The 14,294-nt window shown below is 63.6% G+C and carries 10 protein-coding genes; 4 read left to right on the forward strand and 6 right to left on the reverse strand.

The genetic code is table 11. From position 1 onward, the window contains the following. Window positions 1–77 precede the first annotated feature (77 nt). Window positions 78–1,445: an MFS transporter gene (locus ACEN8U_RS23020; RefSeq protein ID WP_015002570.1), complete on the reverse strand. Its 1,368-nt coding sequence runs from the start codon at window positions 1,443–1,445 to the stop codon at window positions 78–80. A gap of 1,010 nt (window positions 1,446–2,455) precedes the next feature. On the opposite strand from ACEN8U_RS23020, the gene cobA reads away from it, so the two are divergent. Continuing rightward, on the forward strand, window positions 2,456–3,235 hold the full coding sequence (cobA, locus tag ACEN8U_RS23025) for a uroporphyrinogen-III C-methyltransferase (RefSeq protein ID WP_015002571.1): 780 nt from the start codon (window positions 2,456–2,458) through the stop codon (window positions 3,233–3,235). 88 nt (window positions 3,236–3,323) lie between these two features. Here cobA and ACEN8U_RS23030 read toward each other — a convergent pair whose 3' ends face one another. Then, a complete protein-coding gene (locus ACEN8U_RS23030) occupies window positions 3,324–4,205 on the reverse strand; it encodes an MOSC domain-containing protein (RefSeq protein WP_015002572.1) in 882 nt (293 codons plus the stop codon). Window positions 4,206–4,440: 235 nt separating this feature from the next. On the opposite strand from ACEN8U_RS23030, the gene ACEN8U_RS23035 reads away from it, so the two are divergent. Continuing rightward, window positions 4,441–4,845, forward strand: a complete 405-nt coding sequence (locus ACEN8U_RS23035; RefSeq protein ID WP_015002573.1) for a heme-binding protein — start codon at window positions 4,441–4,443, stop codon at window positions 4,843–4,845. A 158-nt stretch (window positions 4,846–5,003) separates the two neighbouring features. After that, window positions 5,004–7,175 carry a malate synthase G gene (locus tag ACEN8U_RS23040; protein WP_041746143.1) on the forward strand — a complete coding sequence of 724 codons (2,172 nt, stop codon included), beginning with the start codon at window positions 5,004–5,006 and terminating at the stop codon, window positions 7,173–7,175. Between the two features lie 82 nt (window positions 7,176–7,257). Here the strand turns inward: ACEN8U_RS23040 and galU are convergent, their stop codons facing one another. Together galU and ACEN8U_RS23050 are read right to left on the reverse strand one after the other, a co-directional pair. Further along, window positions 7,258–8,184, reverse strand: coding sequence for a UTP--glucose-1-phosphate uridylyltransferase GalU (gene galU / locus ACEN8U_RS23045; RefSeq protein WP_015002575.1), 927 nt, complete (start codon window positions 8,182–8,184; stop codon window positions 7,258–7,260). A 285-nt stretch (window positions 8,185–8,469) separates the two neighbouring features. After that, window positions 8,470–8,625 (reverse strand): hypothetical protein, encoded by a 156-nt coding sequence (locus ACEN8U_RS23050; protein ID WP_013588307.1) that lies wholly within the window; start codon window positions 8,623–8,625, stop codon window positions 8,470–8,472. 238 nt (window positions 8,626–8,863) lie between these two features. Between ACEN8U_RS23050 and ACEN8U_RS23055 the strand changes: the two genes are divergently transcribed. Then, window positions 8,864–10,123: an acyltransferase family protein gene (locus ACEN8U_RS23055; protein ID WP_041745270.1), complete on the forward strand. Its 1,260-nt coding sequence runs from the start codon at window positions 8,864–8,866 to the stop codon at window positions 10,121–10,123. Window positions 10,124–10,263: 140 nt separating this feature from the next. Here ACEN8U_RS23055 and ACEN8U_RS23060 read toward each other — a convergent pair whose 3' ends face one another. Together ACEN8U_RS23060 and ACEN8U_RS23065 are read right to left on the reverse strand one after the other, a co-directional pair. After that, complete coding sequence (locus ACEN8U_RS23060; protein ID WP_015002577.1) at window positions 10,264–12,735, reverse strand: glycosyltransferase family 4 protein; 2,472 nt, start codon at window positions 12,733–12,735, stop codon at window positions 10,264–10,266. Next, complete coding sequence (locus ACEN8U_RS23065) at window positions 12,732–14,198, reverse strand: flippase (protein ID WP_015002578.1); 1,467 nt, start codon at window positions 14,196–14,198, stop codon at window positions 12,732–12,734. Before ACEN8U_RS23065 ends, ACEN8U_RS23060 begins: the two co-directional genes overlap by 4 nt. Window positions 14,199–14,294 lie beyond the last annotated feature (96 nt).

Here is a 14,294-nt window from a genome sequence, read left to right on the forward strand (position 1 = left end):
TGTCGTTGCGCGCCGGCACAGCCGTCGATGCACCGTGTTATTGCCTCGCACTCAGCATGACATGCGGGCGCGTTGCGTCATTCGGTTGCATGAGCGTGCAAAGCGGCCGATTGCATCGACCACGCCATCCACGGCCGACGCAGCGCGACGATTGCGACGAACGCGCAGGCGGCGAGCGCACCGAAAGTCGCAAAGCCCATCTGATACGACCCGGTGCTTTCCTTCGCGATGCCCATCACGACCGGCAGATAAAAGCCGCCGATCCCGCCCGCTGCACCGACGATGCCCGACATCAAGCCGGTTCGGCCAGCCCAGCGATGCGGCACGAGCTGGAACGTCGCACCATTGCCGAGCCCGAACGCCACATAGAGGCACACCAGCAACGCAATGCCGCCGGCGAGCGTCGGCATGAGCGCGGCGAAGACGAAGTCGGCGAGCGAGATCGTTGCGAGCAGCACGGTGAGTGCGCGCACGCCGGATACCTTGTCGGCAATCAGGCCGCCGAGCGGACGCACCAGCGCGCCGGTTGCCGCAAGCAGCGCCATGAAAAGGCCCGCGTCGATTTTGGAAAGCTGATAGAGGTTGGTGAGCAGCAGCGAAACATACGAGGACATGCCGACGAAGCCGCCGAACGTAATGCTATAGACGAGCATGATGACCCACGTATCGCGCTCCGCCAGCACCGCGCGATAGCGCTTGGGCAGCACCGCAATCGCGAGCAGCGCGCCGATGACGGGCAACAGCAGCACGCCCGTCTTGCCCGCGCCGAAAATGCCTGCTTCGACGAGCAGCACGAGCACGATCAGACCGACGAGCGTCACGACGAAACTACCGAACGCGCGCAGCACGCTGCCGGTTTTCACGCCCGAGTCGTTGGCCCAGAAATAGAGTGTGATCGCAGCGATCGCGAGCAACGGCAGTGCGCCGCCCGTCGCCACCTGCCAGCCGTAGTGCGTGGCGAGTTGAGGGAACAGGAAGCCGTCCAGCACTGCACCGATGTTGCCCGCGGCGGCAAGGCCCAGCACGAGGCCTTGCACTTTCGGCGGATAGTTGCTGCCCGCCATCGGCAAAGCGACCGCGAAACTCGCCCCGCCGACGCCGAGAAACACGCCGAGCACCAGCAACAGCGTATACGACGGCACGAACGGCAGCACCGGCAGTACGATGGTCGGCACCGCCGAGAGCAGCACGCCGAGCAGCGCGATGCGCTTGCCGTGGGCCGACTGATAAAGGTTGCCGAGCGTCACGCGCAGAATCGCCGCCGAGAGAACCGGTACGGCGACGAGCAGGCCCTGCTGCGCGGGCGTCATGGAAATGCTTTTGCTGATGAACGGCGCAAGCGGGCCGTACAGCACCCACACGGTGAAGCCGGTGTCGAAATAGAGGAAACACGCCACCAACGCGCGCCAGTCGCCGCTCTTAAGCGAGCTCATCACGTTTTTCATCAGACATCCTCATTAAACTGATTTTCGATCGACCGGCTCACCGCATGCCGCATCCTGCACGGCACACCGGAACGATCACAATGTTTGCCCCCGCGCCGTCAATGCAACGTGTATGCCACGGGCGCCGCTATTGATGCCGAACTGCGTGCTTCTGAAGCCTGAAACCACTGATGCATGCGGAGCCGGCCGAATACTTCCGCATCGCTTTTATTCGTCCAGCTATTTGGGAAGCCGAAACGATTTTTCACTTCGTGCCGTTGCACCGGCGGCGCGAACCGCAAGCTCCCTGGACAGCGTGCCGGCCGTCGCCCCCGTCGCCTCCCAAAGCGGCGCGGAAAACGAAAACGGCGTCCCACGGAATCAGTCGCTGACTGAATCCGGGGACGCCGTTGTCCTTAACCTGGTGTTACGGCGAGCGCTTTTGTGTGCGCTCGCGGCGGATCGCCGTTGATCCGATGGCGGGGTCAATGCAAAGGCCATGCCAATCATGCTTCCCACGCCTCTCAGCCCGGCGGCGCGGGGCTTCGCGCGCAAACGCGCCCGTTTGCGCCCGGCCCGTTGCGCGACGCATTTCGATGCAGTCCGGCACAGCGATGGTGCGACGCAGCACTTCGCCCGTGCTAAAAGCGGGCGCATGCGTCGCCCGGCCTGCTTCCTGTCATGCGGCACGCACTGGCGGAGCTATACCCGGCGAAGCCTCCCGGCACGCGCGGCCAGCGCGTGCCGTGGGTCCTGATAGCGCCGGTTCGTCATTTAGTGCAATCGCCTGGTCTGGTCCTTGCATAAGCATGGCGCGCATAGAGTCGCCGCTCCATGCAACGCGGCACGAGCGGCGACTGAACCGCCGTGCGAGACGCAAAGCAGCGCCTCGCACGGCTTCGAACACCTGGCACTGGAGCAACATCGGACAACGGCGTCCCCTCGTGGTGATCACGAGCGGACGCCGTTTTTGTTTGCACGCCGGCGGCGCGTCAAGGCGCCGGCCACATGGAAGATAAAAGGACATCGCTATGAACACGAACTCCGGCAAGGTCACTTTACTGAGCGCCGGCCCGGGCGAACTCGACCTGCTCACGCTGCGTGCCGCGAAAGCGCTGGCAGTCGCGGACGTCGTGCTGCTCGACGACCTGGCCAACCCCGAGATCGTGAGCCTCGCTCCGCAAGCGCGCGTGATCCGTGTCGGCAAACGCGGCGGCTGCCGCTCGACCCCGCAGGCATTTATCGAGCGCCTGATGCGCCGTTACGCGCAGAAAGGGCTGCACGTGGTGCGCGTGAAAGGCGGCGAGGCGCTGCTCTTCGGCCGCGCCGGCGAAGAACTCGCGAGCCTGCGCGAAGCCGGCATTGCGGTGGAGATCGTCAACGGTATTTCGTCAGGCTTTGCGGCTGCGGCGGGCCTCGGCATTTCGCTCACGCATCGCCGTCATTGCCATGGTGTGACTTTCGTCACCGCACATACCGAGGATCACGGCGAACCCGACTGGGCCGCGCTCGCGGCGACGCGCACCACACTCGCCATCTATATGGGGATGCGGCGTATCGGCAGCCTCGCCGCCGCGTTGCTCGAAAGCCTGCCTGGCCATACCCCTGCCGCGGTCGTGCAATGGGCCGGCAGCATCCACGAGCGGCGCCTGCTCACGCGTCTCGAGCGTCTCGCGGCCGATGCCGACGACGCCGGCTTCGGCAGTCCCGCCGTGATTCTGGTGGGCGATGCGATCGGCGAAAGCGTGCAAGCGCTGTGGTCGCAAGACGCGGCTTCGTGCGACGACGCGGCGTCCGCGCGTGCCGCTTAAAGCGCCAAAAACGTGAGGGAAACGTGGAAAGCAGGTAAAGCAGGAGAAGCGCAGCCGTAGATCAACGCCAGCCACGTCAGCGCGCAGTCTAATCGCCGAAGCCGAGTTCCGCTTCCACGCTCTGCCCGACGCGCAGCCACGCGCCTGCCCCGCTCGTCACTAGTGCGTTGTTGCCGAACGTGATCGCGCCGTCTCGCTGCGGATTCGCGCGATAGACGCTCATCGTGTCGGTCGGTTCGTTCGGCCATTCGGGGTTACGCTCGCCCTTCGCCTGGTCGATGGTCGGCATCGGGCAGCGCGCGCACAGCTTGACGAGGCGCAGCTCGACGTGTGGCCCGGACGCCTCCCCGCCGTCGATGCCGAGCGTTTCCACGTAGTCTTCTTCATAGGCATCGAGCCCGCTCAGCACGATGTTCGGACGGAACCGGTCGATCGGAATGGACGGCGCGCCCTTCGCGTTCAGGCGCGTGTTCAGATCGTCGAGCGAAGCCTGCCCGATCACGAGCAGCGGAAAGCCGTCCGCGAAACAGGTAGCGGCGCCCCCGACGCTCTGTGTGTAAGCCGGATCGACAATGCGCTCGCGTTCGGGATCGAAACGCAACAGCCGCACCGGCAAGCCGAGAAACGCCGAAAACCACGCGGCGCACGCCTCGCCGGTATCGAGCCCGTAGGCCGCGTCGCGCCATACCCTGGTCGCCACCTTGACCGGTGTGCCCAGCTGCGCTGCATCGAGCGGCGTGCGCAGCTCGCTCATGCCGGGCGCGCGGATCACCAGGTCGTGCGCCGCAATCTCCACCTTGATCAATGCCATGCGCGGATGCGCGCGCTGCGTGAGCATCTCGCCGTTCGAGTCGACGGCCATCCAGTAACGATCGTATTCGAGCCCGGTGGCCAAGAGCCGCGCTTCGTTCAGCGCGAGGCCCGCGCAGGATTTGATCGGATAGACGAAAAGCTCGCTGATGGTCGGCATGATGTGGGTCGCAGAGTTCTTGTGTGATAGGGGTGGATTGTAAATCGGCAGGCGCGGCGCTTCCCACGGACCATGCTCGCACGGTCCGCGCAAACCCTCGCAAACCCTCGCTAGTTCGGCCGTTTCGTCCGGCTGCGCTTGGACGTAAAATTCGAGAGACCGGCATCGGCATCGCGAATGCTGTTGTACAAGCTTTCCCCCGCTTTCCTACCACGAACCAGACAGGACACTGATTATGCAGAGCAAACCCGTGTTGACCGTTGCGGAAACGACCCGCATTCTCGAAGCCGCCCGAGCGGAAGCCGAGAAGAACAAGTGGGCCGTCGCGATCGTCGTGGTCGATGACGGCGGGCACCCGCTCGGCATGCTGCGGCTCGACGGCAGCGCGCCTTCGAGCGCCTACATCGCGACCGAAAAAGCCCGCACTTCGGCGCTCGGCCGCCGCGAAACCAAGGTATACGAGGACATGATCAACAATGGCCGCACCGCGTTCCTCAGCGCGCCGCTCTCGGGTACGCTCGAAGGCGGCGTGCCGGTGATCGCGGAGGGTCAGGTGGTCGGCGCGGTCGGCGTGTCGGGCGTGAAGTCCGATCAGGACGCGCAGATCGCGAAGGCCGGCATTGCCGCGCTCGGCCTCTGAGTTAGCCAGCGCGCCGGCCGTTGCCCGCGCGTCACGCATGCCGTCGTGACGGTGCGGCCAGTGGACCCGCTCGAGCAACCCGTAAAGTAGCGTCCCAGTAGTAGCCCCAACGCGGGCCGATACCCACGTCGGCCCCATTCAGACAGATGGAGCAGTCGATGACTCAGATGAACCCGCGCGGCGGACTGCAGGTCGCCGCCAATCTCGACCAGTTCGTTGAAACGGAAGCCCTGCCCGGCACCGGAATCGACAGCGCCGCATTCTGGTCGGGTTTCGACGCCCTCGTGCACGAGCTGGCGCCCAAAAACCGTGCGCTCCTCGCCGAGCGCGACCGCCTGCAAACGGAGCTGGACACCTGGCATCGCGCCAATCCGGGGCCGGTGCGCGACCTGCCCGCCTATCGTGCGTTTCTTGAGGGCATCGGCTATATCGTGCCCGCGCCCGCCAGCGTGAAGGCGAGCACCGCGAACGTCGACACGGAAATCGCCGAACAGGCCGGCCCGCAACTGGTGGTGCCGCTGTCGAATCAGCGCTATGCGCTCAATGCGGCAAACGCGCGGTGGGGCAGCCTCTACGACGCGCTGTACGGCACCGACGCGATTCCCGACACGGAGGGCGCCGAACGGCAGAAGACCTTCAACCCGGTGCGCGGCGCCGCCGTTATCGCCTATGCCCGCAAGTTCCTCGATGAGGCCGCGCCGCTCGCGAACGGCTCGCATGCGGATGCGACGCGCTACAGCGTGCAGGAGGGCAAGCTCGTCGTCGCGTTGAAAAACGGCGCGAGCGAACTGAAGACGCCCGCGCAGTTCATCGGCTATCAGGGCGATGCGAGCGCGCCCTCGGCAGTGCTGCTGAAGCACAACGGCCTGCACGTCGAGATCCAGATCGATGCGAACGACCCGATCGGCAAGACCGACGCCGCGCAGGTGAAGGACGTGGTGGTGGAGGCGGCGGTGAGCACCATCATCGACTGCGAGGACTCCGTTGCGGCCGTGGATGCAGACGACAAGGTCCAGCTCTATCGCAACTGGCTCGGGCTGATGAACGGCGATCTGACCGAAGAGGTCACGAAAAACGGCAAGACCTTCACGCGCCGTCTGAACGCGGATCGCGAATACATCGGCGCGGACGGCAAGACGCCCGTCACGCTGCATGGGCGCTCGCTCCTTTTCATCCGCAACGTCGGCCACCTGATGACCAATCCGGCCGTGCTGACGAAAGACGGCGCGGAGATTCCCGAAGGGATTCTCGATGCAGTGATCACCACGTTGTGCGCGCTGCACGATCGCAAGAACAAGCTCAATTCGCGCACCGGCTCCATCTATATCGTGAAGCCGAAAATGCACGGCCCGGCCGAAGTGGCATTCGCGAGCGAGCTGTTTGCGCGCGTCGAAGACCTGCTCAAGCTGCCGCGCAACACCATCAAGATGGGCATCATGGACGAGGAGCGCCGCACGAGCGTGAACCTGCTCGCGTGTATCGCCGAGGCCGCGGAGCGCGTCGCGTTCATCAACACGGGCTTTCTCGATCGCACCGGCGACGAGATGCATAGCGCGATGGAAGCTGGCCCGATGATGCGCAAGGGCGACATGAAGTCGAGCACGTGGATCGCGGCCTATGAGCGCAGCAATGTGCTCGTCGGCTTGCACGCCGGGCTGCGCGGCCGCTCGCAGATCGGCAAGGGCATGTGGGCCATGCCCGATCTGATGCACGCCATGCTCGAACAGAAAATCGGCCATCCGAAGGCCGGCGCGAATACCGCGTGGGTGCCCTCGCCCACCGCCGCGACGCTGCATGCGCTGCACTATCACCAGGTCGACGTGCAGGCGGTTCAGCAGGAACTGGAGCGCACCGAGTACGCGAAGGTGCGCGACGAGCTGCTGGACGGTCTGCTGACCATTCCCGTCGTCGAAACCGCGAAGTGGAGCGCCGACGAAATTCGCGCCGAGCTCGACAACAACGCGCAAGGCATTCTCGGCTACGTGGTGCGCTGGATCGACCAGGGCGTGGGCTGCTCGAAGGTGCCGGATATTCACGACGTCGGCCTGATGGAAGACCGCGCGACGCTGCGTATCTCGAGCCAGCACATCGCCAACTGGCTGTATCACGGCGTGGTGACGCGCGAGCAGGTCGAAGAGACCTTCAGGCGCATGGCGAAAGTGGTCGATCAGCAGAATGCCGCCGATCCGTTCTACAAGCCGATGGCGCCGGGTTTCGACACCATCGCGTTCAAGGCCGCGCAGGCGCTGGTGTTCGAAGGACGCCAGCAGCCGAGCGGCTACACGGAACCGTTGCTGCACAAGTTCCGTCTCGCGGTGAAGAAAGGCTGAGCGTGAGATTCAGCCGCGATTCGAACGGACTAGCAGTTCGAATCGCGGCGAAAAGGACGGGCGGCAAGACGGGCAGCGCTCGTCAGGCGGCTTCAGCCGTGTACTGCGGCGCGAGACCTTCTCCGTTGGCCTGCGCGTTGGCCTGCATATAAGCCTGCAAATACGCTTCGAATTCGTCCTTCACTTCCGGATGGCGCAGCGCGAACTCCACCGTTGCCTTCAGATAACCGAGCTTGCTGCCGCAATCGAAACGCGTGCCGAAGTAACGATAGGCTAGCACCTGTTCTTCGGTGAGCAGAGACTCGACGGCATCGGTCAACTGCAACTCGCCGCCGGCACCCGGTTTCAATGCACGAATGTGCTTGAAGATGGTCGGCATCAGCACATAGCGCCCGACCACGCCGAGGTTCGACGGCGCCTTGTCCGGCGCGGGTTTTTCGACGATGCCCGAGAGCTTGATCACGTTGTCTTCCCACTCGCGGCCGTCCACGACGCCATATGAACGGCTGTCTTCACGCGCGATGGTCTCCACGCCGATAACCGAGCTGTGGTAGTGATTGAAGGTATCGACAAGCTGGCTCATGACCGGCTTCGTGCTGTGCAGCAGGTCGTCCGCGAGAATCACTGCGAACGGGCTCTGACCCACCAGCTTTTCGGCGCACAGCACCGCGTGACCAAGGCCCAGCGCTTCGGCCTGGCGAACATAGAAACAGTCGACATTCGCGGGCTTGATGCTGCGCACGAGGTCGAGCAGCTTCTGCTTGTTGCGCGCTTCAAGCTCGGCCTCGATCTCATACGACTTGTCGAAGTGATCTTCAATCGCGCGCTTGCTGCGGCCTGTCACGAAGATCATTTCGGTGATGCCGGCAGCAATGGCTTCTTCCACCGCGTACTGAATCAGCGGCTTGTCGACGATAGGCAGCATTTCCTTCGGGCTCGCCTTGGTAGCCGGCAGGAATCGTGTCCCGAGGCCTGCTACGGGAAACACGGCTTTGGTGACTTTCAGCATGGTAGGCATTCCCAGATCGGTTAGAAATTGGTTCGCGGGCGTAACGGCCGCTCGACGTCGCCGGAAAGGCTAACAAAAAAGCCACGCGAGATCACGCGTGAAATTTCTTAAACGGTGCTTGATAAAGCCGGTGCACATCGAATTTCGTTTTTGCATAATATGAAAGCCAGCAAGATTTACGTTTCGCCAGCGTTTCGGATTCGGGCGATTCCGAAATATTTACCTTCGCACGGGCTCGCGTAGCGCACTGGGAACGAGGCAAAAAGTGGCGCGCCGCAGCGCCCGTTACGAGCGTGCTTCTTCGTTTTCGTCGAGCTGCGGCAGCTTTCCGGGATGGATCCTGAAACGGCGGATCGGCTCATTGCGCAGCGCTTCCCGGTAGGCGGAGGCGGCGACGAGAATCAGCAGCACGGCGAGGCCGGCAAGCAAATGCAGGTTCATGATTTCACCTCTCATCAGGAGAATCCGTACCGCGAAATTAGCACGACAAAAGCGGCAAATAATTATTCGAGACGCCTTGTCATTGGCAATTACAATTCGTCACAAAATGGCCTTTTTAATAGAAATATTGGCCGATTTTTTTATCCATTTTTTGTGCGCGCGGTGCACTAGGATGTGATGCACCGCGCGCGCACGGCGCGCGAATCCGCATCGCCTGACTTCGAATAAAGGACCGCGCATGAGCGATTCAGCACTGGATGCCGCCGGCTCACCCCTGCCTCTTTCCGCCACCGCCTCTCCCGTTTTGCCTCCCGCTGTGCCGCCCACCGCGGGCGTCGCTGCGCGCCGGGCACAGAGCGAGACCCGAGCCGACGCCGCCGCCAAGGAACATGTGATCGACGCAATGCGAGGCTTCGCCGCGCTGCTCGTCGCGTATTTCCATTGCCGCCAGATCGAATGGGTCGGCATGCAAGCATTCCATCAGGCTGCCGGGCATAGGTTCAACCTCGATACGCTCGCCGCCTATCTGACGTTCCCGATCGCGTGGGGCTCGGCTGGGGTGCCGATATTTTTCGTGATCAGCGGCTACTGCATTCATCGCAGCGCCGCCTTGCGGCTCGCCGGCAATCCGGCTTACCGGCTCGACGCCGCGAACTTCTGGGCGCGCCGTTTCGCCCGCATTTATCCGGTGCTGCTTGCGGCCTTGCTGCTGACGCTCGCACTCGACTCCGTGAGCCTCAACATGCCCCCCGTCAGCCACAAGATTCGCGAAATCGGCATCGGTGCTTTTCTCGTCAATCTGTTTTCGCTGCAAGGCGTGGCCGGCAAAACCTATGGTTCGAACGGCGCGCTCTGGACACTCTCGCTCGAGGTGCAGTTCTATGCGATCTATCCGCTGCTGTTCGCGCTGCGCCGGCGCATCGGCATGACCTCCGTGCTCGCGGTCGTCGCCGTCGTCAACGTCGTGTCCGCGTATGTGCTCGAACGGCATGACATCCAGTTCTTCACGTCATACTGGTTTTCGTGGACGCTCGGGGCATGGATCGCCGACGCCAAAGCGCACAGTGCACGGCAAACCCGCTCGTCGTCGTGGCTCTACGTGTTCGCCGCGGCCTTCATCGCGCTCGGCTGCGCGGCCTTTCATTTCGGTCAGTACGGCGCCTTCCAGCTGTGGGCGCTCGGCTTTGCGTTCTATCTGTACAGGGCGCTCGAGCGCGGCAACGGCAACGGCAACGGGCGCGACGGCTGGATCATGCGGTTACTGTCGCGCTTCGGCGACTTCAGCTTCTCGCTGTATCTGATCCATTTGCCGATTTTCGTGCTGCTCTCGTCGCTGCTGTTCCGCTCGTCGCTGCAGATGTCGATCTGGCCGTCGTTCGGCTACATGCTGGTCGCCGTGCCGGCCGCCTACGTGTTCTACCGCCTCGTCGAATTGCCGGCGATGAACTGGTCGGCCAGCTTCAAGCCGAAAACGAAAAGCGCATTGCAGCAATCGTGATTAAAAAAGCGGAGCGAAGTCCGGCGAGTGTCCCGCTGACTTCGGCTCCGCTCAGCCGACTGGCCGTCGATGTCAACCTTGCCGTGCCCGGCGCTTCCGGCACTTCCGGCGCTTCCGGCATACCGCGCACAATCTCCGCCTCAGCGTGACGCGCGGGCCACCTTTGCTGAGCTCGCCACGCGCCTCAGAATCCGCTCGACGCTCCCGACATAGGTGTCGGTACCAAAACGGCTCAGCGCCGTCTTATAGCCGTTTTTGACGAGCCTCGCGCGCAGTTCGTCGTTCGAGCGCAACTCGGCCAACGCGTCGGCCAACGCATGTGCATCGCCGGGCGTGCACAGCATGCCGTTCTCGTAGTCGTCGACGATCTCCAGCACGCCGCCCGCGCGCGCGGCCACCACGGGCCGCTGCGCGAGCATGCCCTCGACGATCACGCGGCCGAACGGCTCGGGCGTAATCGACGTGTGCACCACCGCATCGACGGCGCACATGCAGGCCGGAATATCGTGCTGGAAGCCGAGAAAATGCACGCGGTCGCCGAGCTTGTGGGCGGCGACGAAGGCATGCAGCTCGATCTCGTACTGGTCCTCGCCGAAGAGCGGCGCACCGACCAGCACCGCGTGCATGTGCGGGTTGAGCACCATCGCCTCCAGCAGCACATGCTGGCCCTTCCAGCGCGCGAGGCGGCTGAACGAGCCGACGAGGAACGCATCCGCCGGCAGCTTCAAGCGCTCGCGCAGCGTGGCTTGCGGCACCTCGCGCAACGCGTCGAACGGAGCCGCGGAAATACCGTTGAAGACCACGTCGATGCGCTTGTCGTCGAAATGCGTGAGTTCGGCGAAGGCACGCGCGGAGGCGGCCGAATTCGCGATCACATGCGTGAGTCCGAGGCGCGCGCACCACTTGATGATGGCGAGCTGCTTGCCGCCGAAATGTTCAGGACTCACGATATCGCGCAGATGCCATACCACAGGCCGCTTCGCGAGCTTGCCGGCCACCGCGCCGATCACCATTGCGCGCTGCGTATTGGCATAGATCACCTGCGCGCTGCGCGCGCGTTTGGCCGTCGCGCGAACGAGCGACAGCAAACCTTTGAGCGCCGCACCCTTCGGCAACGAGCCGCCCTGCTTGCGCACGCTGCGCAGTGCACCTGCGTCGAGCACTTCCACGCTCACGCCGGCTTTGTCGAGCGCCGTGCGAAACGGGCCGTCGTCGAACAGAATGACTTCGATGCGCGAACGCAGCGCCTTGACGATTTCGAGCAGCGAGAGTTCAGCGCCGCCCAGCACACCACTCTGGTCGACCGCGAGAATGCGCGGCGCGCTCGCGGCAGGCTCGGCGCGATAGGGTAAGTACGGCGGCAAGGTCGCATTGCGCAGCGCGGGTACTGCCGCGCGCACGTGCGCGAAAAAGCGTTCGCGGAAGTTCGCCGCCGAAAATCGCTCGGCATTGGCACGGCAATCCAGAGGCGAAAAGCGCTTGACGTGATCGTCGAAACGCTCCACTGCGGCGATGATCGAATCCGCGCTTTGCTCGTCGAAGAACATGCCGGTGGGACGCGGCTCGGACAGATCGCGCACCGTTTCGAGCGCCCCGCCCTTGCCGTATGCAATGACCGGCGTGCCGCAGGCCTGCGCTTCGACCACCGAAATGCCGAAGTCTTCTTCGGCGGCGAACACGAAAGCCTTCGCGCGGCTCATGCGGTCCTTCAACACGTTAAACGGCTGATAACCCATGATCTCGACATTCGGCCCGGCCTTCGCACGGATCTTGTGCATGTCGGGACCGTCGCCGATCACGACGAGCTTGCGCCCGGGCATCCGCGCAAACGCCTCGACGATCAGATCGATCTTCTTGTACGGCACCATGCGCGAGGCCGTCAGATAGAAGTCGTCCTTCTGCGTGCAGAGCGTGAAAGCGTCCACGTCGACGGGCGGAAAGATCACCTGCGCATCGCGCTGATACACCTTCTTGATGCGCCGCGCGATGAACTCCGAGTTTGCGATAAAGCCGTCTACGGAGTTCGACGTGCGGATGTCCCAGTTGCGGATGTAATGCAGGATCAGCCGCGCCATCGCGGACTTGAGCCCGCGCGTGAGCCTCGACTGCTGCAGATACTGATGCTGCAAATCCCACGCATAACGAATCGGCGAATGCACGTAGCTGATATGCACCTGGTCCGGACCGGTGAGAATGCCCTTCGCCACCGCGTGGCTGCTCGAAATCACCACGTCGTAAGCGGATACGTCCAGTTGCTCGATGGCGAGCGGCATCAGCGGCAGGTAAGTCCGATATTTGCTGCGCGCGAGCGGCAGATTCTGAATAAACGACGTGGTCACGGGCTTGCCGCGTAGAAAGCTGCGGTCGTCGAGAAAGTCGACGAGGCTGAACAGGTCCGCGTCGGGAAAGCATGCGACGATCTGCTCGAGCACTTTCTCCGCGCCGGCGTAGGTGACGAGCCAGTCGTGCACGATGGCGATGCGCAGCGCCTTTTCGCTGCGCGCGGCGGCGCGCAGCGGCGGCGCCTCTACTGGAGGAACGGTGGTGAGTTCGGCCAGTGCGCTGCGCGTCGGCGGTTGCAGCACCGCTTCTTCAAGGACTTCGTGGTTCATGCGCTTTTCCTCGGATTCAGTCGCAACAGCAGTGAACGCGCTAGATCGCGCAATGCGGGAGTCATCGTGATAGACCAGACGATGTTGGCGCCGACCATCAGCACGCCGGCAACGATCGCCATGGCGAGGCCGGAAAGGAAGCTTGCGAGCCAGAGGCTCGCCAGCAGAAATGCGAGGTGCGCCAGCATGTCGAGCGCGATCTGTCGGGCCCGTATCGCGGAGAGCCGCAGCAGGATCACGTAGTCGAAAAGTGCGCGGCCGGCTACCGCGAGCGCCGCGCCGGTCAGTCCGAAGTGCGCGATGCCGAACCACAATGCACCTGCAAACAGGGGCAATTCGAAGAGGCCGACGCGGGCGGCCGTCGCCGGATTGACCTGCGACTGGATCAGAATGCGCGTCACGTTGGCCTGCCCCACGAGCCAGACTGCGATGATCATGGTGCGTCCCACGGGCGCGGCCACCGTGGCGATTTCATTGCCCACCCACACATGCAGGAACGGTTCGAGCGCGAGCATCGCGACGAGGGCAACGGGCGTGAATATGCCGTTGAGAAATTCGAGCGACTGCTGCGTGATGGTGTCGGCGTCTGCGCGGCCTACCGCGGAAAGCCTCGGAAACAAGGTGCGCACCATCGCAGTGGGCACGATGTTCAGGCGCGTGACGAGGTTTTGCGGCACCGTGTAGTACGTGACGAAGCGAGCGCCGAGACTCGTGCCGAGCATCACGCGGTCGAGCGATTCGGCGACCATGTTGGTGACGCTCGCAATCAGCATCCAGCCGCCGAAGTTAAAGAGACCCTTTGCCACACCGAGTTCAGGCGGCCGGATGCTGCGTATGTCCAGTACCTTCAGCGCAGAACGGCCCAGCAGGATCGCGGCGAGAAGCCGGGCGCATACCGCTGCCGCGAGCACGTTCTGCAGGTTCGCACCGAGCCACAGCGCCGCGCCGAGCGGCAGCAGCTGGAACAGGAAGGTGCCGATTGTCTGATTCGTGTTGTAGACGCCGAACCGCTCGGCGCCGTTGATCGCGCCGGCGAACACCCACGAGACGTTCGCAAGCGGAATCGCCACGGCGAGCCACGGCAGCGCCCGATAGACCTCGTGCTGCAGCTCGGGCGATACCTTCGTGAAATACGCGGTGTAGAGGAACGCGCCGAAATAGATGATCAGCCCGCCGATCACACCGGTTGCGAGATTGAGCCACGTCGCGCTCCAGAACACGCGCGCGCTTTCGTCCTTGTCGCCCGAGGCGCGCGCCTTGGAAATGTGGTTCTGCGCGGCCATGCTCATGCCGAGATCGAGAATGCCGAAGTAGCCGATCAGCGTCCACACAAGACTGATGACGCCGTAGCGCTCGACGCCCAGCAGCTTGATATACGACGGCACGGTCACGAGCGAGACGAAGGTCGGCAGCACGAGGCCGAAGAAATTGATCGCTACGTTCTTGAGAATGCCTTTGTCCATCGGATGCCCTGGGTTCGACTACGATTGCCAGTGTGGTTCTTCATGCTGTTCCTGCCGCGCGACGACGAGCGCCGCGGGCTTGCCGTGCGCGCTGCG

This window comes from Paraburkholderia phenoliruptrix, assembly GCF_047325075.1.
Classification (GTDB): Bacteria; Pseudomonadota; Gammaproteobacteria; order Burkholderiales; family Burkholderiaceae; genus Paraburkholderia; species Paraburkholderia phenoliruptrix.

Bases quoted from the DNA above. Each gene is read 5' to 3' on its own strand.
- ACEN8U_RS23050 (WP_013588307.1), bottom strand. From the start codon at position 8,625: ATGAACCTGCATTTGCTTGCCGGCCTCGCCGTGCTGCTGATTCTCGTC.
- ACEN8U_RS23055 (WP_041745270.1), top strand. From the start codon at position 8,864: ATGAGCGATTCAGCACTGGATGCCGCCGGCTCACCCCTGCCTCTTTCC.
- ACEN8U_RS23030 (WP_015002572.1), bottom strand. From the start codon at position 4,205: ATGCCGACCATCAGCGAGCTTTTCGTCTATCCGATCAAATCCTGCGCG.
- ACEN8U_RS23065 (WP_015002578.1), bottom strand. From the start codon at position 14,198: ATGGACAAAGGCATTCTCAAGAACGTAGCGATCAATTTCTTCGGCCTC.
- ACEN8U_RS23040 (WP_041746143.1), top strand. From the start codon at position 5,004: ATGACTCAGATGAACCCGCGCGGCGGACTGCAGGTCGCCGCCAATCTC.
- ACEN8U_RS23035 (WP_015002573.1), top strand. From the start codon at position 4,441: ATGCAGAGCAAACCCGTGTTGACCGTTGCGGAAACGACCCGCATTCTC.
- galU (WP_015002575.1), bottom strand. From the start codon at position 8,184: ATGCTGAAAGTCACCAAAGCCGTGTTTCCCGTAGCAGGCCTCGGGACA.
- cobA (WP_015002571.1), top strand. From the start codon at position 2,456: ATGAACACGAACTCCGGCAAGGTCACTTTACTGAGCGCCGGCCCGGGC.
- ACEN8U_RS23060 (WP_015002577.1), bottom strand. From the start codon at position 12,735: ATGAACCACGAAGTCCTTGAAGAAGCGGTGCTGCAACCGCCGACGCGC.
- ACEN8U_RS23020 (WP_015002570.1), bottom strand. From the start codon at position 1,445: ATGAAAAACGTGATGAGCTCGCTTAAGAGCGGCGACTGGCGCGCGTTG.